This is a genomic window from Salinigranum salinum, from assembly GCF_009176545.1.
Taxonomy (GTDB): Archaea; Halobacteriota; Halobacteria; order Halobacteriales; family Haloferacaceae; genus Salinigranum; species Salinigranum salinum.
In genome coordinates this window covers 1,427,759-1,452,885 of the sequence record NZ_VTOJ01000002.1, presented here as the reverse complement: position 1 = coordinate 1,452,885, position 25,127 = coordinate 1,427,759, and the positions used below count along the sequence as shown (strand labels likewise).

The window sequence follows — 25,127 nt, the reverse complement described above, 5'->3', positions numbered from 1 at the left end:
CGTCTCAGTGCCCGTCGTCCCGGTGTTCGTCGAGTGCCTCGTCGACGTTCAGTTCGCCCGACGCGACCCGCCGGGCGAGTTCCTCGTCGATCGTTCGATCCCCGCCGGAGCGCTGTCGTGACTCGTCTTTGATGCGCTGGAGTTCGCCCGCGGTGGGCTCGACCTCGCGCGAGTCGACGCGGTCGCCCTCGAGACGGGCGATGTTCACCGCCGCGAGGACGTCGCCCATCCCGCGCGCGCCGGTGCCGAGGTACGGCGTCGTCCCCGTCTCGTCGACGAGTTCGACGGGGACGTCGTCGAGGTCGTTGACGATGCGTGCACCCTGGAGTCGCGCCCCGTCGCCGACCCTGACGAGGGGGTCGACCTCGCCGTCGATCTCCCGGCGGACGACGTCGACCGTCTCCGCGAGGGGAACCTGGAAGGCGGCGACGACCACGTCGTCCGAGAGCACTGCGATCCCCGGACGAGTGCCGGGATCGACGCCCACGACGGTCCGGCCACCCCCGCCGCGAAGCGTCGCCAGCGCCTCCTCGACCGCGCGCCGCGCGTCGTCGCCGCCCGCGACCACTCGCTCGACCCCGTCCGGCATCTCGGGGCCGTCGTCGCCGTCGTCGACGTCGTCGGGTGAGACGATCAGCACGCGTGCCCGCTCCGGCAGCGGCTCGCCGGGTTCGATCGTGGTGAAGACGGTCCCCCGATCGCGGAGTTCGGCGACGACCTCGTGGTAGAGCTCGAAGTCGGCGGTGGCGACGACGATCACTCCGGAGAGTTGGCGAGTGGACGGCTAAAGCGTGTCGAGACGGGCGGTCGCCGGGTGGGGACCCGGACCTCGGCGTGGGCCGACCGACGGAAGCCGCAGCGCCCCGGTCGTCCCCGGTGGGCGCTCCCGCGCGAGCGTACCGCTGTCGGATCGTCTCGTGTTCTCGCAAAAACCGACGCGGAGCGATCGATCGTCGACGGGTGGGGTGTGTAGTCGTTACTTCGTGTCCGCACGGACGAACGTCACCGGACAGGGAGCCGACAGCATGACCTCCTGGGCGACGCTGCCGAAGACGGCCTTCCCCGTCGGCGAGCGCTTGCGACCACCGACGAGGATCATGTCCGAGTCGAGCGCCTCGGCGACGTCGACGACGCGCTCGCCGTAGTCGCCGATGGCACCGCGGATCTCGTAGTCGACGCCCGCCTCGTCGAGCCGGTCGACGAGGTCACGGACCGCCGAGTACCGCCTGGCGACGATGTCGGGGTCGACGTCCGCCGGATCCTCGTCGAAGCCGAGCGCGTCGACCCGGTCGATGAACTCCTCGGGCGTGAACACGTGCCCGACGACGACGGTCGCCCCGGCGGGGCCGGCGATGTCGATCGCCTCCTCGGCGAGTCGGGCGACGCGGTCGGCGTCGTTCGCGCCGAGGGCCACGAGGACGGTGTTCAGACCGGACTGCTCCTGCTTCGACTGCGGTACTGGTGTCTGGCTCATACATCCTCGTTGTGTGGCCGGCGGTAAAAACCTTCTGTAAATTTACTCGATATCGAGTAAAAATCAGTAACGGTCGTTCATGTCGATCCTCGGTCCTCCCGACACGAGAGTTTAAATCACGGTGCGCCGCTACGTTGAACCGTGAGCGACCCTGTTCCGACCGGCTGTGAGCCACTCGACGACCTCCTGGGCGGCGGGGTCGAACGCGGGACCGTCACGCAGGTGTACGGTCCGCCCGCCGCCGGCAAGACGAACGTCGCGCTCTGTGCGGCGGTTCGTGCGGCCGTCGACGGCTTCGCCGTCTACGTCGACACCGAGGGACTGTCGCCGGCCCGGTTCGAGCAGGTCGCCGCGGCGGTCGGCACCGTCGACGAGATCGCCTCGCGCGTCGTCGTCTCGAACGCCCACGACTTCGAGGAACAGGAACAGGCGGTCCGCGACGTGACGGAGTTCGCCGAGCGGGCCGACCTCGTCGTCGTCGACTCCGTGACGGGGTTCTACCGGCTGGAACGCACCGGCGGCGACGAGGGCGAGACGCTGCGGCGCGTCGCCAGACAGGTCACCCACCTCCTCTCGCTCGCCCGCCGGCACGACCTGGCGGTGCTCGTGACGAACCAGGTGTTCACCGACCCGGACGCCGACCGCGTCCGGCCGCTCGGCGGCCACACGCTCGAACACTGGACGGGCGTCGTCCTCAGACTCGACCGCTTCCGGGGGGGGAAGCGGCGCGCGACGCTGGAGAAACACGGCTCGCAGCCGGCCGGCGAGACGGTGACGTTCCAGATCACGGATACTGGACTCGAGGCCGTCGAGGAGTTCTGATCGGTCCCCTCGTCGGCGTCCGAGGCCGACCACCTACCCCACGGACCTCCCGGCACCGTGGTCGGCGTCGGCGTCTGGACCCGGATCGATCCCCGTGTCGGTGTCCGGCTCCGGATCGTCGTCCGCGTCGAGAGCCATACCGATACCCGCGTCGATGTCGGCGTCGATGCCGCGTTCGGGGGTCGCATCGAGACCGGAGTCGGGACCGACCGTGGACGTTCCGTCGCCCGCCGCCCGTCCCACGAGCCGGCAGGCGGCGACGAGCGCGAGGAAGTAGGCGAGCCCGGCGACGGGCAGTCCCACCCAGAGCACGAGGCCGACCGGGGTCGTGGGGACGCTGAAGAACGTCAGCCGATCCAGGCCGGCGATCGGTTCGATGGCCGACGCGTCGGCGAGGGCCGGATGGCCCAGCGACAGCACCATCCCGGCGTACAGGCTCCACCCGACGGTCGCGAGCGGGGCCGCTCCGACCCAGTTCCGCGCGTACGCCCGCCGTCGGAGCGTCGGGAGCACGCGTCCGGGTGAGAACCCGGCACGGAGCGATCCCGTCCGGGCGACGGCGACGAGCGCCGCGGGGACCACGTACTGGCTCGCCAGCACTCCCACGACGCCGACGACCGCGAGTGCCGTGAGCGGCGCGGATCCGGGACCGGTCACGCCCGCGAGCGCGGACGCTAGGCCGAACGCCACGACGCCGGGGATCGAGACGAGGTACACCGCCGGGAACCCACCGGGGAGGCCGACGCCGGCGACGACGCTCCAGGCGACGAGCGTCTGGAACCCGTCCGGACCGGCGAACCACTCGGTCACGGGACCGAACAGCAGAGCGAGGGGGACGACCGAGTAGACGAACCAGACGACGTACGCCCGGAGTCCGTCGGCGAGGAGCGCCCGGACGCCCCCGAACGAGGGCGTCGGCGTGGTCTCGGCGGTCGCGCGGAGCACGCGGAGCAGGTAGCCCGCGACGAACACCGACGGGACCGCGAGGATACCGAAGACGAGGAACAGTCCCCCGGCGACGACGGTCCGTACTGGCGTGTCGACGAGAGGGAGACCTCTCTCGGTCGATCGTGGATCGATCGCGACCGACGGATCGCCGGTCGCCACGTGCTCCGGGTCGGTGGGTTCGTCCGCCGCCCGGAGCGTCGCCCACGTCCGACCGATCACGACCCAGCCGGCGATCCGGACGACGAAGTACGCCGGGAGCGCCACGACGAGGTACAGCAGGGACAGCACGGTGAGGACGCCGCCCCCGTCGCTCGGGAGGTAGAGGAAGAGCCTGAGGACGGCCTCGGAACCGAGGTAGAAGCCGAGGAAGCCGAGCCACCCGACGAGGTACGTCCGGGTCCGCAGCCGCCGGACCGGTGAGAACCCCTCGCCGCCGAAGAAGTGGTCGATTATCCCCTGGAGCAGGTCCGCGAGCGCCGGGGACTGCCCGCGGAGTCGCGCGATCGCCCAGTCGACTTTGCGCTTCAGGCCGTCGTCGAAAAACCCCGCCCGGAGCGTCCCCTGGGCGGCGAAGTTCGCCAGCGCCCCCGGGAGGACGTACAGCACGAGCAACAACACGACGTACGGCTCCCACGAGCGGTACCACTCGAGGAAGCCGGCCCGCTCGACGCCGAAGTCGATGGCGATCGAGACGACGCCCGGCGCGAGCACCCACCCGAGGAGCCAGCCGGTCGCCTCTCCCGGTTCGAGGTTGCCCCCGTTGAGCCCGAAGTCGACGGCGAGCGGGACGATCATCCAGGCGAGCCAGATGACGTACGCCTTCGCCCCGTCGACGAGGAGCGATCCGAGCCGGTCGAACGCCGGTGGTCGGTCGTCCTCGGCGGCCCGAAGCACGCGAACGATGTAGCCGAGGACGACGACCTGTGGGACGATCAGGAACGAGAGGAAGGTGCAGAGCCCGCCGATGACGATCGTCGTGACGGCCTCGTCGCGGTCGCGGAAGAGGTATCCCAGCGCCCCGCGGAACCCCCGCCACGGCCGGGCCCCTTCGGACGCCGCACCGTGTGACACGACACCACGACTCATTCGAACCTAGTGGCGAGCCGACAGCATAGCCGTTTCGTCGGAGAAGCAGGCCGGACGTACGGGTGGTCGACGCCGGCGGCGCGCGGCGTCGATTACGCGTGGTGTCTCCGGCCCCGTCGGGCGTGACGCGCCCGTTACAGGTCGCCGAGCTTGCGGAGGAGCTGCCCGCGGTACTTCTCGTCGGCGTTGATCCCCTTCACCTCGAGGACGTTGCGTTCGAGTTTGTCGAGGGCGACGTGGAACGCGTGTTCGGCACCGTATCCTTCCCCGGAGCCGGCGACCTGGCCGTGGCTCGTCCGGAGGCGGATCTGACACTGGATCAGGGGCGTCCCGCGGAGCTTCTCCTTGTGTTCGTGGAACCGGACGTGGGCGTGGTGGACCTGCATCTGCTGGTACTTGTCCACCACCGACGTGATCGAGCCCGTGATCTCCTCGCGGGAGATGGTGTCGAGCAGCGAGACGTTCGTGATCTGGACGTCCATCTGCTCCTCCTCGGTGAAGGTGAGCGCCCGGAGGACGTCCGTCTTGGTGAGGACGCCCGAGACGGTGCTCTCGTCCGCGTCGGGGGTGACGACCAGCCCGGCGATGTCGTTCTCGAGCATCCGCGCCACCGACTCGCGGACCGACTCGTCGGGAGTCGCCGTCAGGACGGGGTTCGTCATCAGGTCGTACACCGGCAGGTCGAGCATCCGGTCGATGTCGCCCCGGCGGTCGTGCCGCCCCTGCCGGCGGTCGTCGCGGACGACGAAGTCGACGATGTCGTGGGTCGTGATGACGCCCGTGAGACGGCCGCTGTCGTCGGTGACCGGCAGCCGGGAGATACCGTGTTCCCTGAGGAGGTTGATCACGCGACCGACGCGGTCCTTCTCGCCGATGGTCACGACGTCCTCGGTGAATATCTGCTCGACGACCAGCGCGTCGAGGTTCTCGATCACCGCTTCGAGGATCGCGTCCTCGGTGATGACGCCGACGAGCTTTTCACCCTCGTAGACGGGCGCGATCTTCACGTTCCCCTCGACGAGCATCCGCGCCACCTCGCGGACGTCCTCGTGGCGGTCGATCTTCGGCGCAGACCGCACCAGGGCGGCCGCCTTGGTGTTGTCCTCGACGTGCGATTTGACGAGCTGTTTCTCGCTGATGATCCCCACGTAGTTCCCGTCGTTGGTCACGATGAGGCCCTTGGGGTTCTCCCGGTCGAAGATGGACCGGATTTTCCCCAGGCGCTTGTTCGCGTCGACCTCGATGAAGTCAGGAAGGGTGATCTCAGAGATATCCATAATCCAAGGAGACCCTACAGCCCCGGCACTCTTGAAGCTTCGTTCCGGTTCCCGGAAACCTGAACGGGTACGCGGCGTCGGTTCCCTCCGGACCTGGTTCCGCAGCCCCGGTGACGGGACCGACGGTGTGCCGGTGACGCACCGACCCGTCACTCTCGCGTCAGTCCTCCGTCCGATCCCGTGGGGGAGTGGCACGGAAGGCCGCCGTTCCGACTCGGTTCCGCTCCGTCACGTGCCAGACACGCCGTGCGAGAGAGGGGGCGCGTCTGCGGCAATCACGCTGACGAGGGGCACTAACGGCCTCGGGTTCCTGTTCAGCAGACGACTCGCTGGATATCCAGCGTCGTCGCCCGCCGGACCACCGCGTCGACCGGGTCCGCGACGGCCGAGAGGTTGTCCGAGTCGCCGTCGAGCACCAACAGCGCGGCTCGGCGGCCCGGTTCGACGACCCCGCAGTCGAGACCGACTGCCTCGGCGCCCGCGGTCGTCGCCATCCGGAGCACCGTCCGGGAGGGGAGGTCGAACGTCTTCGCGGTGTACTCCATCTCGCGGAACATCGACGGCGCGTTCAGCATCACGTTGTCCGTCCCGAGCGCCACGTCGGTGTACTCGAGCAGGGTCCCGATCGGCGGTCGACCGACCCCCAGGACGCGGTTCGCGCGGGGACAGACCGCGATCGGGACCCCCTGGTCGGCGACCCGTTCGAGGTGGTCGACTTCGGCGTGGACCATGTGGACCAGCAGGTCCGGTTCCAGATCTAGCGCCGGGTGGATGTCGGTCGCGTCCGGCTCGCCGGCGTGGATGGCGAACGGGACGCCGCGCTCCCTGGCGGCTGCTCGCCGGGCGGTGAAGTCGTCGTCGTTCGCCCCACTGGCACCGAACCCGTCGGCCACGTCCAGGACCGCGGGATCGTCGCTCCCGAAGACGAACGCCTCGACGTCGAGACCCTCGGCAGCCTCGCGCAGCATCCGCGCGCCCTCGACGCCGAACTCACGGAAGTCGAGGAACGCCGCGGTTCCGGTTCGCTCCATGAAACGGAGCGTACGGTGCATCTCGCCGATCAGCGTCTCGCGGTCGGCCGCCGCCAGCCGCCGGTGTTTCAGGCTGTCGGGCGGCACCACCGCCGCTTCCAGGCCGAGTCCGACGGCCGCCTCCTTGGCGACCGAGTCACCGACGTGGGTGTGCGCGTTCACGAACGCCGGCAGGACGATTCGGTTCGGGTCGCCGTCGCGCTCGGTCGTCTCCTCGACGGCCGTGATACGACCTTCCTCCACGACGACCCGGCCGTGGATCGGCTCGAACGACCGCCCGGCGAGGACGACCCCCTCGATTTCCTCCATGGGGTGACGAGGGAGGCGAGGCTATTTGGTTCCCGCGGCGGTCGTCGGGAGTCGTCCGTCGCGGTCCGCTCGACCGGGGCGAGATCTCGTCCGCGGTCGTCCCGACACACGACCGACCGTGCCGCCTGGACGTTCGGTACGACGTGGATTCGGAGACCGCGAGCCACGCTATCGTACAGGTGGGCGACGAGAACGACGGATCGACTTCGAGTAGAGACGACGACACGGTGGGACTCGGTGGGTGGTGAGACGATCGTCGGACGTCGCTCGACGGTCGCTCCAGTGGCGGCGGGTCATCCGACAGGCTCCCGGATTCGTTCTGCGACTTGGCTCGTGTTCCCCTCCTCGTTCGAACAGGTGTCGCGTCCCGCCGGTGCTGAACTACGCCCGTTCGTCCCGACCCCGATGCTAACACATATGATCTCTGTCTCGTCGAGGGGGACGGGGGCGTCCGCTCCTCTCGACACTCCCCACACCGACGGCCACGACCCCGCCTGCGGTCAGCGCATCGCCGGTGGCGACACGCGCCTGTTCCGCTCTCCCCGCGTCAGTCGCGCTTCACGCCCGGGTTCGTGACCGCACCGTTCGCCGCCGAGCCGAACGCCTGCCCGTACTTCGCCAGCACGCCCGCGGTGTAGTTCGGAGGACGCGGCTCCCACGCCTCGCGCCGGCGTTCCAGCTCCGCGTCGGAGGCGTCGACCTCGAGGGTCCGATCGGGGATGTCGATCGTGATCTCGTCGCCGTCTTCGACGAGGGCGATCGGGCCGCCGACCGCGGCTTCGGGTGCGACGTGGCCGATCATCGGACCGCGCGTCGCTCCCGAGAACCGTCCGTCGGTGATGAGTCCGACGTCGTCCTCGTGTCCCTGGCCGACGACCGCGGCGGTGACGCCGAGCATCTCGCGCATCCCGGGCCCACCCTGCGGCCCCTCGTTTCGGATGATGATGACGTCGCCCGACTCGACGCGGCCCTCCTGGACGTACGCCATGGCGTCCTCCTCGTTCTCGAACAGCCTGGCAGGGCCGGTGTGGTGGAACGCGTCGTCGCCGGTCACTTTCAGGACGGCTCCGTCGGGTGCGAGGTTCCCTTTCAGGATCTTGATCGCGCCCTCTTCCTGCTTGGGTTCGTCCACCGTGTAGAGGAAGTCGACGTCGATCTCGTCGTCCGCGGGGAGGTCCAGCGTCGCGAGCTCCTCTTCGATGGTGCGTCCGGTGACGGTCATGGCGTCGCCGTGGAACAGCCCCGCCTCCAGCAGGCGACGGATCACGATGGGCACGCCGCCGACCTCGAAGAGGTCGTTCATGACGCGCTGCCCGCCCGGCTGGAGGTCGGCGATCTTCGGCGTCTTGCGACTGATCTCGTCGAAGTCGTCGATGTCGAGGTCGATGCCGGCTTCGGCCGCCATCGCCAGCAGGTGGAGCACGCCGTTGGTCGACCCGCCGATCGCCGTCTGCAGCGCGATGGCGTTCTCGAACGACTTCCGGGTGAGGATCGTCGACGGCGTCCGGTCGTTCTCGATGCAGTCGAGGACCAGTTCGCCGGCCTCGCGGGCGACGTCGTACCGCGACTCGTGCTCGGCGGGCGGACCGGCGCTCCCGAGCGGTGCCAGCCCGATCCCCTCGGAGATCGACGCCATCGTGTTGGCGGTGAACATCCCGCCACACGACCCCGCACCGGGGCAGGCGTGGCGTTCGAGGTCGTCGAGTTCCTCGGCACTCATCTCCCCCTGGGCGTAGCCGCCAACTCCTTCGAACACCTGCACGATGGTGACGTCGCGCCCTTCGTGTTCGCCGGGCATGATCGATCCGCCGTAGAGGAAGACGCTCGGGAGATCGGTACGGATGGCGGCCATCATCATCCCGGGGAGGTTCTTGTCGCAGCCCGCGACGGTGACGAGGCCGTCCAGTCGCTCGCCGAACGCCACGAGTTCGACGGAGTCGGCGATCATCTCCCGCGAGATGAGCGACGCCTTCATTCCCTCGGTCCCCATCGAGATCGCGTCGGAGATGGTGATGGTGCCGAACTCGATGGGCATGCCGCCCGCGCCGCCGACTCCCTCGATGGCCGACGCGGCCACGTCGTCGAGGTGGACGTTGCACGGCGTGATGTCCGCGGCGGGGTTCGGGACGCCGACCATCGGCGAGGAGAGGTCCTCGTCGTCGAAGCCCATCGCCCGGAACATCGACCTGTGGGGGGCCCGCTCGGCCCCCTCGGTCACCTCGTGACTCGGGAGGTCGTGGTCTTTGCGCCCGGCGAACTGGTCCGCATCCTCGCGGTCACGACGCTCGGGTTCCTGCTGGCTCATAGTCCGCACTCGGGCCGCGGAGGCATAAATAACCGCCACTGCCGGCAACCCCCGTTCTCGTCCCCTCCTCGCCCTCTCTTCGTCGACGCCGACCCGATCGGTGTTCAGTGGTGTCCGTCTCCGTGGTCGTCGTGGTGTCCGGCTCCGTCGTCTCCCCGATCTCGACCCGCCAGCCCCGCGAGGTGCCCCGCCGACTTGACGGCGATCCTTCCACCCAGTCGGGCCGCGTTCTCGCTGCCCGGGAGGCAGAAGACGGGGACGCCCTCGGCGATTCCGGCGGTGGCGCGCGTCGCGACCACCATGACGCCCACCTCGTCGTACGACTCCGTCCGAAAGAGTTCGCCGAACCCCGGGAGCCGCTTGGCGAACAGCCGCTCGGCGGCCTCGACGGTCACGTCGTCCGGCGTCACGCCCGTCCCACCGGTCGTCACCACCACGTCGACGTCGTCGCGCTCGACGAGGTTCGAGAGCGTCGACTGCGCGCCGTCGTAGTCGTCGCCGATGAGGTCACGGGTGGCGATCTCGTGTCCCGCGTCCTCGAACGTCTCGACCAGGGCGTCCCCCGCCGGGTCCTCCTCCATGGACCGCGACGACGACACCGTGACGACCGCGACGCCGAGCGTGTCGACGTCGTGGTGGTGATGGTCGTGGTCGTGGTCTCGTTCGTGTGAGTGGTCGTGATCGTGGGTGTCGTGCTGTCCACCCCCGTCGTCGTGACCGTGGTCGTGATGTCCGCCGTCCAGTTCGTGTTCGTCGCGTCCCGCGAGTGGTCGGTCGTCGCTCATGTCCACCCGTTCCCGTCGAGATGGCAAAACTCTCTCCCCGGCGTCGCAGCCACCACGGGTCGGGATCGGGGCTGCAGTCGAGGTCGCGGTGTCTTGGACGGGCGACCGGACACCGTGCGGCCAGGGATCTCCCCGTCGTACAGTCGACCGACGTCAGCGAGCACCGGGCACCCGGCGCGTCTCGATCGGCTCGACGCCCATCTCGAACCCCGGACTGTAGTGGACGACCGGATCGGTCGTCGGTGTCGGGAGACCGGCCGCCTCGAACAGCGTGTTCGTCCGGAGTGCCGCCTCCACTGCTCGAAGTTCCCACGGGTCGTGGTCGACCGTCCCGACTCTGACCCGGTCGCGGGTCCGCCCCGACTGGAGCGCCCCGGGCCGGCGATCCTCCGACGCAGGAACGTAGTACCGGAACCGCTCGACGCAGAACGCTTCCAGCGTCCCGGGCTCGGCCCGGTACGTGGCCCCCGTGGGACGGTACCGGGCCTGGAAGACGGCCATCGGTCTCCCGCGGCGGCGACTCCGGAACGTGATCCGGTCGTCGCGCCGCGTCACCCGCATCGACGCGTGGTGGACGGGCAGGCCGAACAGCCGCCGTCCCGCGGCCGCGGCGAGTCGTCGCCCGTTGTCCAGCGAGAGGAAGTAGACGCCCACCTCCTCGTCCCCGTCCTCGGCGTCGTTTCCGTCCCCGTCTTCGTCCGCGTCCGCGCTCCCGGCTGGTTTCACGTAGGTCCTGAGGTTCAGCTGTGGCGTGCCGTCGAACGCGGTCGGGACTGTCGTTCGTCCGGGCCCGGCCGGGCCGTTCTCCAGCGCGAGCACGCTCACCCACCCGGAGCCATCGAAGGTCGCCGGTGCGAGCACGTCCGGCACGCGACGACGGAGCGTCTCCGGTGCGACCGGCCAGTGGGCGAACAACACGTCGCGTCCGGTGACGGTGAACAGCGGCGACATCGACTCCAACCGGGGACGCCAGCACCGTCAAGTCACGGTTCGACCGGCGACACCGCTCGCCGTCGACCCGTACGTCGACACCGTCCGGTCCTCGTCGGTGTTCGGCCGCCCCCTCGACGTTCGCCGGTCGACGGTCGACGGTCGACGAACTACCGGCCGTCGATACGCGTAACCATACTGTTTTACCATTGTAGTTGGACGGCTCCGACGATGAAGGCCGTTCAGTTCTCGGAGCACGGCGACCGCGACGTCATCGAGTACGGCGACTTCCCCGACCCCGAAATCGAACCCGACGAGGTGCTCGTCGACATCAAGGCCGGGGGGCTGAATTTCCTCGACGTCTGGACCCGCCGCGGCCTGCCCATCCTCGACCTCGATTTCCCACACATCCCCGGCAGCGACGGCGCGGGCGTCGTCGACGCAGTGGGCGACGCGGTGACCCGGTTCGAGGTGGGCGACCACGTCGCCGTCGCTCCCGGGAAGTACTGCGGGACGTGCGAGTTCTGTCGCGACGGCGAGGAGTCGATGTGCGTCTCGTACCACCTCATCGGCGAGCACATCCGCGGCGTCCACTCCGAACTGGCGGCCGTCCCGGCGGAGAACCTCGTGCCAGTGCCCGATCACGTCGACTGGGAGACCGCGGCGTCGGCGTCGCTGGTGTTCCAGACCGCGTGGCGGATGCTCGTCTCGCGGGGCGAACTCGGCCCCAGCGAGTCCGTCCTGGTGCTCGGTGCCTCGGGCGGCGTCGGCCACGCCGCCGTCCAGATCGCCGACCACGTCGGCGCGGAGGTGTACGCCACCGCCTCCACCGAGGAGAAACTCCAGTACGCCGAGGCGTGCGGTGCCGACCACGTCATCAACTACGAGGACGAGGACTTCGCGGACGAGATCCGCTCGCTGACGGGCAAGCGCGGCGTCGACATGGTCGTCGACCACATCGGGGAGGCCACGTACCCCAGTTCGCTGAAATCCCTGGCGAAGGGTGGGCGGATCGTCACCTGCGGCGCGACCACCGGCGGAAACCCCGGTGCCGGGCTGAACCGGCTCTTCTGGAACCAGCTCTCCGTGATCGGCTCGACGATGGCCACCCCCGGCGAGATCGACGACGTGCTCCCCCTCGTGTGGGACGGCACGTTCGAGTCGCACGTCCGTGCGACCCTCCCGATGAGCGAGGCCGCCCGCGCCCACGAGATGCTCGAAGAGCGTGAAGGCTTTGGGAGCGTGGTCGTAAGACCGGATAGTGAGCTCTGAGACCGACGAAGGGTACGTCCACCGGCCGGACGAGTTCGACGACGCGTCCCCCGGCGAGACCGATGCCGGTTCCCGGGACGAGCGACCCGCCGACGCTACCGCTGGCGACGGGGCCACGCTGCCCGGAGCGGAGCCGGACGGCTTCGGCGACCGTGGCTGGGTGCTCGTCGCCACGGTCGTCCTCGCGTTCCTCGTGATCCCCGGGATCATCTACGTCCGTCCCGCCCTGCCCGGTGCGGCGGGACTCTCCTTCCTCGTCGCGATGCTGATCCTCCCGCTCGTCCCCGCTGTCCTCCTGGGACTCGTGGCCGTGTGGTCGATGAGCGCCAGTCGCCGCCGGTGAGAACACTGTTACTCGGATCCGCATTTAATTCTCATACGTTCGGTTCTGGCGTCGCTCGGTTCTCGATTCCGAGACTCAGGCCCGCTGGAACGGCGGTTCTATAAAAACTGTTGCGGCAAGGCTTTTGTAACGTCGTATCATGCTAACGTATTGCACAGAATGTTCGAACAGTTCTCAAGCGGATACTACCTCGGCCGCCTGTACGTCGAACCCCACGACGGCGACCACGCCGTCATCCACGGAGACGACCTCGTACGGGTGAACGAACACCTCTACGCCAGCGGTGCGGGCGTCGAACGGACGGACGCACCGCTGGTGATGAAACTGGAGAGCGGGGGCCACTTCCCCGTCCTCGGCGACGACTCCGTCCCGACGGGCACACTCGCCGTCCCCGCCCCGCTCGCCCCGGGCGACCTCCCCGACCGACGCGAAGTGCTTCTCGCGAAGGCCGACAGGGCGGCGGAGCTCCTGCGGTACGCCGGCTGGACACCCCCACAGGGTCGCTGAGCGCCGCGTCGGGCGGTGTTCGCCCGCGCCCGCCTCGTCGACGACAGCTCACGTTCGCCCACGACGACTGGTGTTCGCCTGCGACCGCTGTCGACGACTCCGACCGAATCCGGTGATAATCGGAGCCGACGGTATAAGTCCCCGCGCCGTGCTCTCGGGTGTATGCTCGACGAACTGCTCGGCCGTGCCGAGCTGAAAGAGCGGATCGCCGAACTCGAGGAGGAGATCGGCCACCTCGAAGCCCGGTACGAGGCCGAATCCGACCGGCGTGCCGAGGCGGTCCGGGCACGACAGGAGGCCGAAGAGCGCGTCAACCGGCTCGAGGACCGTATCGCGGATCTGGAGGGCCGGCTCGACGCCGAGACCGACGACGCCGATCGCTCGTTCCGCGGGCGTGAACGCCTCGCCGGCGCTCGTCTCCGCGAGGTCCTCTCGCGGCTTCGGTCGGTCGAGACGGGGCCCGAGGGCGCGCTCACGGCCGCCGTGACCGACGACCTGCCGGCGACGGTCACCGATGCCGTCGGCGACCGCGCCCCGCTCGTCCGTCGTGCAGCGCCCTGTCTCGTCTACGTCGACGACGCCAGGCTCGTCGCGGCGACGCTCGACCCGCCGTGCCCTCCCGAACCGTTCGTCGCGTGGGACGCGGGCTTCCGGATCGACGACGCGTGGTTCCTGCCCCGAGACGGCGACGCGCTCGCGCTGGTCCGGTCGGATCTGTTCGTCGTCGGCACCTACGACGCCGACCGCGACGAGTGGACCGTCCGCGAGACGATAGAGAGCGACGTCAAGAACGCCCACTCGAAGGGAGGGTTCTCGCAGGGACGGTTCGAGCGCCGACGCGACGCGCAGGTCGACGAACACGTCGAGCGGTCGCTCGCCGCCCTCGACACCCTCGACGCGGACGCCCACCCGAACCGGCTCCTCGTCGTCGGCGAGCGGACGGTCCTCGGCGCGTTCGAGGGGCGTGCGGACCACCTCGCCCGCGTCGACGCCAGCGGCGACCCCGACGACGCGTTCGCGGCCGCGGTCGACGACGTGTTCACCACACGACTGTCCCTGTTGTGAGTCGACTCCCCGGTCGCCAACGCGGTTTCCACGCTCACCGCTCCGTCTGGATCGGTCGTTCGATGGACCTGTTTTAAGAACGGCCTCCGCGTGTGGCCGATATGAACGCGACACCGTCACGCGTCGCCGTCCTCGCACACGATCTCTTCCCCCACCGTGCGAAGACGGCGACCGGCGTCGTCCGGTACGCCGACTACGAAATCTCGGCCGTAATCGACCGTGCGAACCCGGGGTCGCGGGTCAGCGATCACATCTCGATCCCCGACGACCGCGACGCCCCAGTCGTCGCGTCGATGGCCGACGCGCTCGACCGTGACCCCGCGATCGACGCGCTCGTCGTCGGTATCGCCCCCATCGGTGGCGGCTTCGACGAGTCGTGGCGGCCCGACGTGACCCGGGCGCTCGAAGCCGGGACCGACGTGATCGCGGGGCTCCACTACTTCCTCGCCGACGACGAGGAGTTCGCGAGCCTCGCCGACGAACACGACGCGACCCTCCACGACGTCCGCAAACCCCACCCCGACCTGACCGTGAGCGAGGGGCGAGCGAACGAGGTCGACGCCCACGTGGTCCTCACCGTGGGGACCGACTGCTCGGTCGGGAAGATGACCGTCTCGCTCGAACTCACCCGCGCGGCCCAGGAACGGGGGATCGACGCCGCGTTCGTCCCGACGGGACAGACGGGCATCATGATCGCCGGCTGGGGCAACCCCATCGACCGCGTCGTGAGCGACTTCACCGCCGGGGCCGTCGAGGAGATGGTCCTCGACGAGGGCGACCGCGACGTACTGTTCGTCGAGGGACAGGGTAGCATCGTCCACCCGGCGTACTCCGCCGTCACGTGCGGCATCCTCCACGGCGCGATGCCCGACGCGATGGTGCTGTGCCACGAGGCCGGGAGAGAGGCCGTCCACGGCTACGAATCGACGGCCATCCCCGACACGGGGACGTACGTCGACCTCTACGAGGACCTCGCCGCACCGGTCCACCCCAGCGAGGTGGTCGCGGGCGCGGTCAACACCGCCGCCGTCGAGACCGACGCGGCCGCACGCGAGACCCTCGACGCGTTCGGGACGGCGATCGGCGGGCCCGCGACCGACCCGATCCGGTTCGACGCCGACGAACTCCTCGATGCGGTACTCGACACGGGTGTAGACGGATGATCACGAGCGAGTTCGAGCGCGTCTCGCTCCCCCTCGCGGACGCGTTCACGATCTCCCGCGGGAGCAAGGAGACCGCCGAGAACGTCGTCGTCCGCCTCACCGACGAGGGTGGCATGACCGGTCACGGGGCGGCCGCGCCGTCCCCGCACTACGGCGAGACGGCCGACACCGTCGAGGCCGTCCTGCCCGACCTGCTCGACGTCGTCGAGTCGGTCGGTGACCCCCACGCGCTCGATCGCGTCGAACGACGCACGCGCGACCGGGTCCACGACAACCCCGCCGCTCACGCCGCCGTCTCCGTCGCCCTGCACGACCTCGCGACCAAGCGACTGGGCGTCCCCCTCTACCGGCTGTGGGGACTCGACCCCGACGAGTGTCCGCCCACGTCGTTCACCGTCGGCCTCGACACCGTCGACCGGGTTCGCGAGAAGACCGCCGACGCCGTCGACGCGGGCTACCCCGTCCTGAAGCTCAAACTCGGCACCGATCGCGACGCCGAACTCCTCGAAGCGGTGCGCGACGCGGCCCCGGACGTCACCCTGCGCGTCGACGCCAACGAGGCGTGGTCGCCGCGCGAGGCGGTCGAGAGATCCCGCCTCCTGGCCGAGCACGACGTCGAGTTCGTCGAACAGCCCGTCCCCGCCGAGAACCCAGAGGGAATGCGGTTCGTCTACGAGCGCTCGGCGGTGCCGGTCGCGGTCGACGAGGCGGTCGAGACGCTCGCCGACGTGCCCCGCGTCGCCGACTACTGCGACGTCGTGAACCTCAAACTGATGAAGTGCGGCGGCCTGCGCGAGGCCCACCGGATGATCCACGCGGCGCGGGCACACGGACTCGAGGTGATGCTCGGCTGCATGATCGAGACGAACGCCGCCATCGCCGCCGCCTGTCACCTCGCGCCGCTGTTAGACTACGCCGACCTCGACGGCGCGCTCCTCCTCGCCGACGACGGCGACCCCTACGACGGCCTCGACCTCTCCGACGGCGTGATCCGTCTCCCCGACGACCGGAGCGGGACCGGCGCGGAACCGATCTGAACCGGGACAAGCGTCTTCGGTGCGACGTGCGAACCACCGACGATGGCGTCCACGCCGCCGCTGGCCGTCGCCGGGTTCGTCGTTCCGGCCGTCACGCAGGTCGCGTTCGCCGTCTGGGTGTACCGCGACGCCACCCACCGGGGGAGCGACCACGCGCTCGTGTGGGCAGTCGCCACCGCACTCGCTGGCGTCGTGGGCTTCGTCTACCTCGGCGTTCGACGCCGCGTCGGCACCCGGACGACGCCGCGGTCGACCGGCGAACGCGTCGTGCTCGCGGCGTGGCTCGGGGGCTCCCTCGCGTTCGTCGTCGCCACCCTGGCGGCACCGCCGGACCCGACCACGACCGGCCTGTCCGCCCTCGTCGCGTTCGTGGTCGTCGCCCCGGTCGTCTACGCCGTCGTCGCCCGCCGCGACCGCAGGTCGTGACTCCGTCGCTACTCCCAGTCGATCGACTCCTCGCGGTCCGTCGGTCGCAGGATGAACGGTCCGATCGAGAGCGTCCGTTTCGCGACCGTGGCGATCCGCAGGACGTACGCGAACAGGAGCATGAACGGCACGAGCGACACCGTCGCGGCCGCGACGACGACCCAGACGAGCGCGTCGACGCCGAGGAACGTCCCCGTGACGGTCGCCGGGTTGTCCAGGTAGAGGACGCCGCCGATGCTCACGACCAGCGCGGGGACGGCCGAGAGGAGGATCCCGCGCGAGAGGTTCACCAGCTCCCACTGGAAGTAGAGCGTCTTGACGTGTTCGCGCGCGGGCCCGAAGAAGCGGAGCGTCTCGACGAGCGCGTCGAGCGCGTCGAGCGCCTCCTCGGAGAGCGCCGACTCGTACTCGCCCCGGAGCCGCTGGGCCTCGTAGATCTTCCACGAGTAGTTGAAGTTCAGCGCCGCGCTCAGGACGTCGAACGTCCCGAACTGCTCGCTCTCGAGCGCGTCGGCCACCGCGTCGGCGTTCTCGGCGAGGCTGTCGGTGAACCTGTCGACGCGGTCGCACGCCTCCTCGTCGTCGCAGTCGGCCACGAGGTCGCCGAGCCGCCGCGCCCGGCTGCCGACCCCGTCGACGAGCGACCGGAGGAACGCCGACGGCTCCGGGGGTGTCGCGGGCACGTCGAGCGTCGCGGCCACGTCGCGACGGAAGTCGATCGTCCCCTCCATCCGCTCGCGCTGGTCGCCGAGCGGGCCGAGTTCCTGCGAGAGGACGAGCTGGTTGAGCGAGACGACGAGCGTCACGCCCGTGATGATGGCGGTCGTCAGCGCCTGGAACAGCGTCTCGACCGGGTCCTTGCTGCCCGCGGCGTCGCGCAGCGGTGCGGGGTCGACCGCGCCGAGGACGACCAGCGCGGCGCCGAGCAGGACGAGCGGCACCCCGGCGACGAGACGGCGGTCGGCGTCGAGGAGGAGCCAGAGCTTCAGCCGGCTCGTTCCGGCCCGTTCTCGCAGGGTGTCGTCCGGCGTCCCGTCGCGTTCGGCTGACATGACCCGTGGTTGTGTGTGCCGACTGAAACCTCCAGTGGTTGCAGGTCGTGGGTCGCGGGTCGTGGTCACCGTCAGTCGGCCCCGGGAACCAGCGTGGCCATCGTCGTCGCGACGTCGTCGGCGTCGGCCCCCCGCGGGAACGCGACCGCGACCTCGTCGACGGGGTCGAGCGCGCGGAACCGCTCGAACGCGTCCGTGGCGGTCTCGGGCGTGCCCCACACCCCGAGGTCGTCGACGAACCTCTCGACGAGGCCGACCGCGCGCTCGCGGTCGCCCGCTCGCCACGCCGCGTGCGCCTCGCTCGCGGCGTCGTACCCCTGGCGAACGAGCGCGTCGCGGTAGAACGTCCCCATCCCGCCGACGTAGAACGCGACGTGTCGGGCGACGAGGTCGCGTGCGCGGTCGCCCCCGTCGCCCTCGCTAATGGCGCACGGGAGCACCAGCGTCACCCGCACGTCCTCGACGGCGCGTCCGCCCAGGTCGGCACCGCGTTCGAGGTCCGCGGTCCGTTCGCGGAGCCCGTCTGCCGAGAGCATCAGCGCGTGCCAGCCGTCCGCGAACCGTCCCGCGAGTTCGACCGCCGTCGGCCCCATCCCGCCCACGTCGATCGGCGGTGGTCGCTCGGGTGGCTCACAGCGCAGGCGGAAGCCGTCGAGCGAGAAGCAGTCCCCCCGGTAGGAGACGGGCTCGCCGGTGAGCACCTGCCGGACGATCTCGACGGACTCGCGGGTTCGCCTGAGTGGGCGGTCGAAGTCGATCCCGTGCCAGTCTTCGATCACGGCCGGCCCGCTCGGGCCGAGGCCGAGCCTGAACCGCCCGCCGGACGCCTCCTGGAGCGTGGCCGCGGTCTGTCCCAGGAGCGCCGGCGACCGGGAGTAGGTGTTGAACAGGCTCGACCCCAGACCGATCTCGGCGGTTCGCTCCGCGAGGAGCGCGAGCGTCGTCACCCCGTCCCGGCCCCAGGTCTCGGGGAGCCACACCCGGTCGTAGCCGAGGGCCTCGGCACGGACGCCCACGTCGACGAGATCGTCGAGCGACGGCTGGGCGGCCACTGGCAGGTGGACGGCGACGGCCGCGCGGTCGGTCGCGTCCGATCCCATCTCAGGTCATTCCTCCCGTCTCCGCTCGGCTCGACTCACCGGCCGCCTTCCGACCCCGAGGCCGGCTCCGGCTCGCCCTCCGGCCACGGCCACTCGACGAGCGGGTCGCCGCCGGCGCGCTCGACGTACTCGCGCTGCATCCCCACGATCGCCTCCGGCAGGGACGCGCCGTCGGCGAGCCGCGCCCGGACGGCAGCCTTCTTCCACCGGCTCGGCGTCCGGCCCGTCTCGAAGCGGCGCTCGACCGGTCGGAGGAACTCCTCGATGCCGGCGTCACCGAACCCGGCCTCGCGGAGCCCGCGGCGGGCGTAGTCGAACACCTCGGCGTAGATCGTCGCTGCGTCCGTGGTGCGATCGCCCGTCTCGGTCACCCACGCGAGATCGGCGTCGAGACCCGCGTCGACCGCGCGGTAGAACGTCGCCTCGGCGTCGTCCCAGGGGAGGTCACGGAGCGGGTGGTCGCCCGTGACGAGTCCGCGGAGCAGCCCGGCGACGAGCGCGAACAGCGAGACGGCCTCCCCGATCGTCGGCTGCGTCGGCAGCGGGCGGTACTCGACCCTGACGGAGGCCCGGAGGTCGTCGCCGTCGGCCCCGCGGGGGATCTGGCCGCCGATGACCGCCCGAATCCACCGCCAGTACGTCCCTCGCTTGTGTGTCAGCTCCGGGTAAGGGTCCGGGTACTCCTCGTCGGGGTCCGGGACGTCGAGGAACGGCGCGTACGTCTCGTCGGCCACCAGTCGGGTGACGACCTCCTCGAGCGTCCCGACGTCCGGCGGGACGCGCACCTTGCCGGCACCGGGCGGTGCCGCCGCGTTCATCGACCCCTCGAACACCGCCACGCGGAGTTCGTGCGGCGTCTCGTCGACGATCCGTTCTGCCGCGTCCCCGTCGACGTCCTCGTAGAGGTCGGCGGGGAGGAACGGCGAGTTCGTCCCCAGCGCGAGCACCGGCCCGAGCGTCCGGATCGCGGTGTTGAAGTACGCCGGGAACACCGCGCCGGAGGGCACCTGGAGGTGTGGCTGGATCGACGTCGCCAGCGACTCGACGAGGATCGACGGGAAGTCGTGGTCGACGCCGGGCGCGGTGATCTTCACGCTCCCGCCTGCTCGCCTGAGCGTCTCGTTGTCCAGCGCGTGGTAGCGCGCGTCCGTCCGCATGTTGCGTGCGACGGTGACGCCGTCCCGCTCGTCGGTCGCCCCGAGGTACGCCCCGGTCCCCTCCGCCGGAGGGACGGTCCACATCGCGTCGAGCACGAGCCGACAGTCGTGCGCCGCGAGGCAGTCGCGCGTCCGTTCGTACCGCTCCGTCAGCGCGTCGCGCTGCTGTCTGAACCCCGTTTCCGTGAACCGGTCGGGATCCGTGTGGAGTTCGACGTTGTGGACACCCAGCTCCTTCCCGCAGTCGGCCTCATCGAACGCCGCGTCCGGGATCGCCGTCGGTCGTCCATCGTCGTCGACGGCGTACGCCTCGAGTTCGAGCCCGATGGCGTAGTCGCCGGTATCGACGCGTCCGTTCCGACAGTCGCCTGCGAGCCGGAGCGCCTGGTCGGCCACCCGCCGGTCGAACTCGACCCGCGTGTCGGCGTCGAGCGCCAGTTCGACCGCCTCGACGAGGTCGCTTGCCACCGCCGTCGTCGCTCGCGCCGTTCGTCCCGTTCGTCGTCCGGCGGTCCCACCGCCGGCGCTCCCCGCCGCCTCTCCGCGCTCCGCCGAGTCTCCCGTCATCTGCTCGATCGCTCAGGCGTCGTCCTCGTTCTTCAGTTCCTCGAGCTCCGCCTCGACGGCCGCGTCGTCGATGTCGGTCTCGACAGCCTCGACGTCGGCCTCGTCGGTCTCGGCCGTCGCGTCCTCGCCGTCCGCCGACGACTTCCCGAGTTCCGCCTTCAGCGTCTCCAGCTCGGTGTCGACCTCTCTGGAGGCGCGTCCGGCCTGCAGTTCGCGGTCGATGGAGTCCTTGTCCGAGAGTGCGTCGTCGAACGCGCCCGTGTCCTCGAGTTCGTCCATCGCCGCCGCCCGTGCCTCCATCTCGTCGGTTCGTTCCTCGGCACGCTCGATCGCACGCGACACGTCGGCCATCTCGTCGCCGGCTCCGGTCATCGCCTCCGACACCCGCGAGGACGCCTCCGCAGCCTCGTACCGCGCCTTCATCGTCTCCTTCTTCGTGCGGAACTCCTCGATCCGCGACTGGAGCTGGTCCTTCTTCTCGACGAGGTTGTCCTGGGTCTCCTGCAGGTTGGCGATCTGCGTCTCCAGCTGGTCGATCTGCTCCATCTTCGACTGCTTCTTCTCCAGCGCCTGCCGCGCGAGGTCCTCACGGTCCTGGCGCACGGCCTCGCGGGCCTGCTCGTTGTGCTTCTCGACGTTCTCCTCGAGCCGGCGTTTCTGTATCTCGAGCCGTTTCTTCTGCGTGGTGAGATCCGCGATCCCCTGCTTGACCTGCTGGAGTTCGTCCCGCATCTTCTCGTAGGAGTAGTCCAGCGTCTCGGAGGGGTCCTCCGCCCGGTTGAGGAGGGCGTTGAGTTTCGAACGGACGACGTACGACGCGCGTGAGAGGATTCCCATGTGCCACCTGTTGGGTACGCCGAGGTTAAAAGCTCACGTGAGTACCGGGTCGTTCCCGGCCGGCGGAGGGGTTTTCTCCCGGTTCGTCCTCTCTCGACTATGAGCACTGCTGTCACCGTCGGCGGAGGCCGCGACGTCCGCGCCACGCTCGACGGCAACGCGGGCGGGGCGTGTGTGGTCGCTTGCCCACCACACCCCCGGCACCGCGGCTCCCGGAGCGACGAGCGGCTCCGTGCCGTCTCTCGGGCGCTCGTCGACCGCGGAGTCGACTGTCTCCGCTTCGACTACGGCCCGTGGGCCGAGGGCGAGGGTGAAGTCCGCGACGCCGTGAACGCCGTCCGACACGCCCGGGGTGAACTGGGACACGAAAGGGTCGCGCTGTTCGGCTACAGCTTCGGCGGCTGCGTCGCGTTCCTCGCGGCCGCCGACCTCTGGGAGACGGACACCGACGCTGCCGGTGGCGACACCGACGCCGCCGCGACACGCCCGGCCGCGGTGAGCGCGCTCGCTCCCGCGAGACGGCTCGCCGCCGACCTCGACGCGGTCGCCGCCGTCGGGTCGCTCTCGATCCCGATGCAGGTCGTCGCCGGCGCGCGTGACACGACCGTCGAGTGGGAGCCGGTCGCCGACGCGGTTCGAAGACGAGATGGCGACTGCGTCGAACTCCCGGCCGACCACTTCTTCGTCGGGCAGGCGGGGACCGCGGCGGAGGTGGTCGCGCCGTTCCTCGCCCGGTCGCTCGGGTAGCGCTCCCTCCCTCGGGTCCTCGTCGTCCGTCGCAGCCACGAGTCCACAGGATATACCACGGGCCGCGACCGACGCCCGGGCGTGGTCCCCACGCGTCGGTACGCGGCAGTCGCGACGCTCCTCGTCGCCGGGCTCCTGCTGAGCGCGAGCTTCGGCACCGCCGCGTCGCTCCAGACCGAGTACGTCGCACGCGCGGTCGACCCCGCTGCACGCCCCGCGACGGTCGCCGACGCCGAGCCCGACGTGGCGAACCTCGACGCGCTCCTCGCGGACGACGCCGAGCCCGTCCGGGAGCCGGTCGCCACCGCCGCCCGCACCGGACGGTTCGAGGGGGCGGTGCCGCCGGAGCTCCACATCCAGCTGAAGGACGTCGACGCCCGGTACGCCGTGTACGACGGCCGGTACTACCGCCTCGGCCTCACGGTCGCGGCGGAGCGGACGCGGGCGACGATCCGGCTCGAACCCACCACGGGCGAGGCCGTCGCCGCGGCGGTGGCGACGCCGTACGACGCGGCACCGCCCGACGTGCGCCGCGTCGTCGACGAGGGATCCGTGCGGACGGCGGGCTTCGTCGAACCGGGACTGGTCGTCCGCGATGGGACGTACTACCTCGTGCGGACGCGTTCGGAAGGTGCGCTCGTCGGCCGACTGTTCGCGCTCCTGGGTGGGTTCGTCCTCGCTCCCATCGGCCGGGCGTACGTCGTCGCCGGCGTCGGACTGCTCGCGGCGCTCCGGACGCGCGACACCCCCCGGCCGCTCGACGACCGGACCGCACTCGCCGTCGTCGCCGTCGCCTGGGTCGGCTCGCTCGCGCTGTCGGTGCTCGCGGGCCGCGGCTCGCTCGGCATCCGGCTCGCGCTCGCCCCGTCCGTCGCGGCCGTCGCCGCGCTCGGCCTGTTCGCCGGCTCCTGCCTCCGTCGACGGGCGTGGGGGCGGCTCGCCGTCGCGTCGGTCGCCACCGCCGCCGTCGGCGTGGGCGCACCGCTCGCCGCGGTCGGCGGCTTCGGCGCCGTCGTCGCGCTCCCCATCCTGTTCGTCGGCTGGGTCGGATCGCTCCCCCTCGCGGCGTACGGCTACGCGTACACGACGGCGTAACCCCTCCACGAGACCTGCCCCGGGCGGTTCCACCCGGTGGCTCCGCGCCTGCTCCGAGAACGGAGGGCAACACCGATTGCGGTGCCGTGCGTACCCGTCGACCGTACTCGTGTCCTCCACGCCCGGCCGCGGCACAGACGACGACGCCGACCCGGACTACGAGACGACCGTGCCGCTCGTCTCCCGGGGGCTGGCCCTCTCGGTGGCGCTCACCTCCGTCCCCGTCCTGCTGATCGTCGCCGCGCTCACCGTCGTCGAGAACGACCCGCTCTGGGTCGTCGCGCTCGCCGCGCTCTTGCTGTTCGCGCCGATCCCACTGCTCTGGCGGCTCCGGTTCGAGGTCGGGCTCTCGGACGGGGAACTCCGCTACCGGGTGCGGCCGTGGCACCGCTCTCCCCGGGTGATCCCGGTCGAGTCGGTGGCGCGAGTCGAGCGACGCGGCCGCCGACCCGACCCCGAACCGAGCCTCCGGCGCGTCAACCTCGGTCGCGGCTGGGTCGACTGGGACGAGGACGAAGTGCGGTACGTGCTCGGGGACGACGGCCTCCGGCTCGTTCGGGAGGAGGGCCGAGCGGTCGAGCTGTGGCTCCCGGACGTGGACGAGCTGGCTCGGGCGCTGGACGACGCGCGACACGGATGAGCCGGTGGGTGACCCGCATCACCATCTGCCGTGAGAGCCACACCGCGGTGTCGCCTCCCTCACGGCGCACCGCTCCGTCTCCGGTGGTCGTCGTCGTGTCTCACCGTCTGCACACACGAATGCCAGATGAGCCCTGTTTAGTCTCGCTTTCATCCCGGGAGAACCCTCCGACCCGCGGTCGACTACCCACGCGCTCCCGCCGTCGATCTCGGTCGACCGGTGACGTGGGTCGAGCGACGCGATCGCCGATCCGAGCCGTCCCACCGACTCGTCAGTCGTGGGTGCGCGAGCGCTACGGCCGCGCGATCAACACGGAGATGTCGACCACGTGGGCGACGCGCTCTGCCGTGCTCCCGAGGAGGTGCTCGGTGACCCCCGACCGGCCGCTCGCTCCCAGGACGACGAGGTCGACGTCCCGGTCGTCGCTGTACTCGACGATCGCGTCGCGCGGGAACCCTTCGAGCACCGTCCGTTCGTGGGGCACGCCCCCCTCCTCGGCGCGTGCCGCGGCCGCGTCGAGCGCCTCCGTCGCCACCGCGTCGAGCGTCTCGGTGAGGTCGTCCGCGATGTCGCCGACGCCCGACGCGGCCATCTCGACGCCTACGTCGACGACGTGCAGGAAGTGGACCTGTGCCTCGAACCGCTCCGCGACGGCGACGCCCTGTTCGACCGCGGCCGTGCTCGCGTCGCTCCCGTCTGTCGGGATCAAGATCGCGTCGTACATGCGACCCGGTTGTGTCGCCGCCGTGAAAAAGCGTGGCCGGGGTCGACCGGCGACGTGCGTCGGTTGCGGTCGCGGGCAGGGGTCAGTTGTACTCGCGCCAGCGGTAGCCACACTCCTTGCACTTGAAGAAGCGCGTCGGCGGTTCGTCCGCGGAGGCGGTCTGTTTGATCGTGTACCACGCCACGCCGTGGCCGCACTCGTCGCAGGTGACGTCGGTCGCCGTCGGCTTCCCCTCGAAGTTGGCCTCCTCGCTCGTCTCGATGACCTCCGAGTCGGTCTGTGACTCGGTCGAGGTGAACTGAGCGGCGAGGTCGGTGTCCTTCTCGGAGGTTCCGTCGCAGTCGTCGGCGGTACACACCATCTCGCCGTCCCGCGAGACCATCATCGACCCGCAGTGGTCGCAGAACTGCATACCTCACACTCGGAGT

25 protein-coding genes are annotated in these 25,127 nt (G+C 70.4%); 11 read left to right on the top strand and 14 right to left on the bottom strand.

Annotated elements, in window-relative coordinates:
- Positions 1-4: 4 nt before the first annotated feature.
- Both FZP69_RS18380 and FZP69_RS18375 read right to left on the bottom strand, forming a co-directional pair.
- Positions 5-760, bottom strand: a complete 756-nt coding sequence (locus FZP69_RS18380; protein WP_152042815.1) for a hypothetical protein — start codon at positions 758-760, stop codon at positions 5-7.
- 216 nt (positions 761-976) lie between these two features.
- Positions 977-1,474, bottom strand: coding sequence for a universal stress protein (locus FZP69_RS18375; RefSeq protein WP_152042814.1), 498 nt, complete (start codon positions 1,472-1,474; stop codon positions 977-979).
- 141 nt (positions 1,475-1,615) lie between these two features.
- Here FZP69_RS18375 and radB point away from each other — a divergent pair, with 141 nt between their 5' ends.
- Positions 1,616-2,296: a DNA repair and recombination protein RadB gene (gene radB, locus FZP69_RS18370; RefSeq protein WP_152042813.1), complete on the top strand. Its 681-nt coding sequence runs from the start codon at positions 1,616-1,618 to the stop codon at positions 2,294-2,296.
- 33 nt (positions 2,297-2,329) lie between these two features.
- On the opposite strand, the gene FZP69_RS18365 is transcribed toward radB, so the two are convergent.
- From FZP69_RS18365 to FZP69_RS18340, 6 genes are all read right to left on the bottom strand, one after another.
- Positions 2,330-4,330: a DUF4013 domain-containing protein gene (locus tag FZP69_RS18365; RefSeq protein ID WP_152042812.1), complete on the bottom strand. Its 2,001-nt coding sequence runs from the start codon at positions 4,328-4,330 to the stop codon at positions 2,330-2,332.
- A gap of 134 nt (positions 4,331-4,464) precedes the next feature.
- A complete protein-coding gene (locus FZP69_RS18360) occupies positions 4,465-5,607 on the bottom strand; it encodes a CBS domain-containing protein (protein WP_152042811.1) in 1,143 nt (380 codons plus the stop codon).
- Positions 5,608-5,921: 314 nt separating this feature from the next.
- Complete coding sequence (locus FZP69_RS18355) at positions 5,922-6,947, bottom strand: amidohydrolase family protein (protein WP_152042810.1); 1,026 nt, start codon at positions 6,945-6,947, stop codon at positions 5,922-5,924.
- A gap of 547 nt (positions 6,948-7,494) precedes the next feature.
- On the bottom strand, positions 7,495-9,252 hold the full coding sequence (gene ilvD, locus FZP69_RS18350; RefSeq protein WP_152042809.1) for a dihydroxy-acid dehydratase: 1,758 nt from the start codon (positions 9,250-9,252) through the stop codon (positions 7,495-7,497).
- Positions 9,253-9,356: 104 nt separating this feature from the next.
- Entirely contained in the window at positions 9,357-10,037 is a 681-nt protein-coding gene (locus FZP69_RS18345; protein ID WP_152042808.1) for a MogA/MoaB family molybdenum cofactor biosynthesis protein, read from the bottom strand.
- A 153-nt stretch (positions 10,038-10,190) separates the two neighbouring features.
- Positions 10,191-10,988, bottom strand: coding sequence for a YqjF family protein (locus tag FZP69_RS18340; protein ID WP_152042807.1), 798 nt, complete (start codon positions 10,986-10,988; stop codon positions 10,191-10,193).
- Between the two features lie 210 nt (positions 10,989-11,198).
- Between FZP69_RS18340 and FZP69_RS18335 the strand changes: the two genes are divergently transcribed.
- The 7 genes from FZP69_RS18335 to FZP69_RS18305 all read left to right on the top strand — a co-directional run bounded on the left by FZP69_RS18335 (position 11,199) and on the right by FZP69_RS18305 (position 16,780).
- Positions 11,199-12,239: a zinc-binding dehydrogenase gene (locus FZP69_RS18335; RefSeq protein WP_152042806.1), complete on the top strand. Its 1,041-nt coding sequence runs from the start codon at positions 11,199-11,201 to the stop codon at positions 12,237-12,239.
- Positions 12,229-12,582, top strand: a complete 354-nt coding sequence (locus FZP69_RS18330) for a hypothetical protein (RefSeq protein ID WP_152042805.1) — start codon at positions 12,229-12,231, stop codon at positions 12,580-12,582. The genes FZP69_RS18335 and FZP69_RS18330 overlap by 11 nt, the downstream gene beginning before the upstream one ends.
- A 159-nt stretch (positions 12,583-12,741) precedes the next feature.
- Complete coding sequence (locus FZP69_RS18325) at positions 12,742-13,089, top strand: DUF5802 family protein (RefSeq protein WP_152043437.1); 348 nt, start codon at positions 12,742-12,744, stop codon at positions 13,087-13,089.
- Positions 13,090-13,251: 162 nt separating this feature from the next.
- Complete coding sequence (locus FZP69_RS18320; RefSeq protein ID WP_152042804.1) at positions 13,252-14,154, top strand: Vms1/Ankzf1 family peptidyl-tRNA hydrolase; 903 nt, start codon at positions 13,252-13,254, stop codon at positions 14,152-14,154.
- A gap of 101 nt (positions 14,155-14,255) precedes the next feature.
- Positions 14,256-15,317, top strand: coding sequence for a DUF1611 domain-containing protein (locus tag FZP69_RS18315; RefSeq protein WP_152042803.1), 1,062 nt, complete (start codon positions 14,256-14,258; stop codon positions 15,315-15,317).
- On the top strand, positions 15,314-16,354 hold the full coding sequence (locus tag FZP69_RS18310) for a dipeptide epimerase (RefSeq protein WP_152042802.1): 1,041 nt from the start codon (positions 15,314-15,316) through the stop codon (positions 16,352-16,354). Before FZP69_RS18315 ends, FZP69_RS18310 begins: the two co-directional genes overlap by 4 nt.
- Before the next feature lie 42 nt (positions 16,355-16,396).
- The gene (locus FZP69_RS18305) at positions 16,397-16,780 is read left to right on the top strand and encodes a hypothetical protein (RefSeq protein WP_152042801.1); all 384 of its coding nucleotides are present in this window, start codon (positions 16,397-16,399) and stop codon (positions 16,778-16,780) included.
- 8 nt (positions 16,781-16,788) lie between these two features.
- Here FZP69_RS18305 and FZP69_RS18300 read toward each other — a convergent pair whose 3' ends face one another.
- The 4 genes from FZP69_RS18300 to FZP69_RS18285 all read right to left on the bottom strand — a co-directional run bounded on the left by FZP69_RS18300 (position 16,789) and on the right by FZP69_RS18285 (position 21,493).
- Positions 16,789-17,832, bottom strand: a complete 1,044-nt coding sequence (locus FZP69_RS18300; RefSeq protein ID WP_152042800.1) for a hypothetical protein — start codon at positions 17,830-17,832, stop codon at positions 16,789-16,791.
- A 71-nt stretch (positions 17,833-17,903) separates the two neighbouring features.
- Positions 17,904-18,932 carry a TIGR04024 family LLM class F420-dependent oxidoreductase gene (locus tag FZP69_RS18295; RefSeq protein WP_152042799.1) on the bottom strand — a complete coding sequence of 343 codons (1,029 nt, stop codon included), beginning with the start codon at positions 18,930-18,932 and terminating at the stop codon, positions 17,904-17,906.
- A gap of 35 nt (positions 18,933-18,967) precedes the next feature.
- Entirely contained in the window at positions 18,968-20,656 is a 1,689-nt protein-coding gene (locus tag FZP69_RS18290) for a hypothetical protein (protein ID WP_204960064.1), read from the bottom strand.
- A gap of 12 nt (positions 20,657-20,668) precedes the next feature.
- A complete protein-coding gene (locus FZP69_RS18285; RefSeq protein ID WP_152042798.1) occupies positions 20,669-21,493 on the bottom strand; it encodes a PspA/IM30 family protein in 825 nt (274 codons plus the stop codon).
- A 99-nt stretch (positions 21,494-21,592) separates the two neighbouring features.
- On the opposite strand from FZP69_RS18285, the gene FZP69_RS18280 reads away from it, so the two are divergent.
- The 3 genes from FZP69_RS18280 (at position 21,593) to FZP69_RS18270 (ending at position 23,975) form a co-directional block, all read left to right on the top strand.
- Positions 21,593-22,240 (top strand): alpha/beta hydrolase, encoded by a 648-nt coding sequence (locus FZP69_RS18280; RefSeq protein WP_152042797.1) that lies wholly within the window; start codon positions 21,593-21,595, stop codon positions 22,238-22,240.
- Between the two features lie 81 nt (positions 22,241-22,321).
- Positions 22,322-23,335 carry a hypothetical protein gene (locus FZP69_RS18275; protein WP_152042796.1) on the top strand — a complete coding sequence of 338 codons (1,014 nt, stop codon included), beginning with the start codon at positions 22,322-22,324 and terminating at the stop codon, positions 23,333-23,335.
- Between the two features lie 109 nt (positions 23,336-23,444).
- Positions 23,445-23,975, top strand: a complete 531-nt coding sequence (locus tag FZP69_RS18270; protein WP_152042795.1) for a hypothetical protein — start codon at positions 23,445-23,447, stop codon at positions 23,973-23,975.
- A gap of 292 nt (positions 23,976-24,267) precedes the next feature.
- Here FZP69_RS18270 and FZP69_RS18265 read toward each other — a convergent pair whose 3' ends face one another.
- On the bottom strand, positions 24,268-24,699 hold the full coding sequence (locus FZP69_RS18265; protein ID WP_152042794.1) for a universal stress protein: 432 nt from the start codon (positions 24,697-24,699) through the stop codon (positions 24,268-24,270).
- 82 nt (positions 24,700-24,781) lie between these two features.
- Positions 24,782-25,111: a transcription factor S gene (locus tag FZP69_RS18260; protein WP_152042793.1), complete on the bottom strand. Its 330-nt coding sequence runs from the start codon at positions 25,109-25,111 to the stop codon at positions 24,782-24,784.
- Positions 25,112-25,127 lie beyond the last annotated feature (16 nt).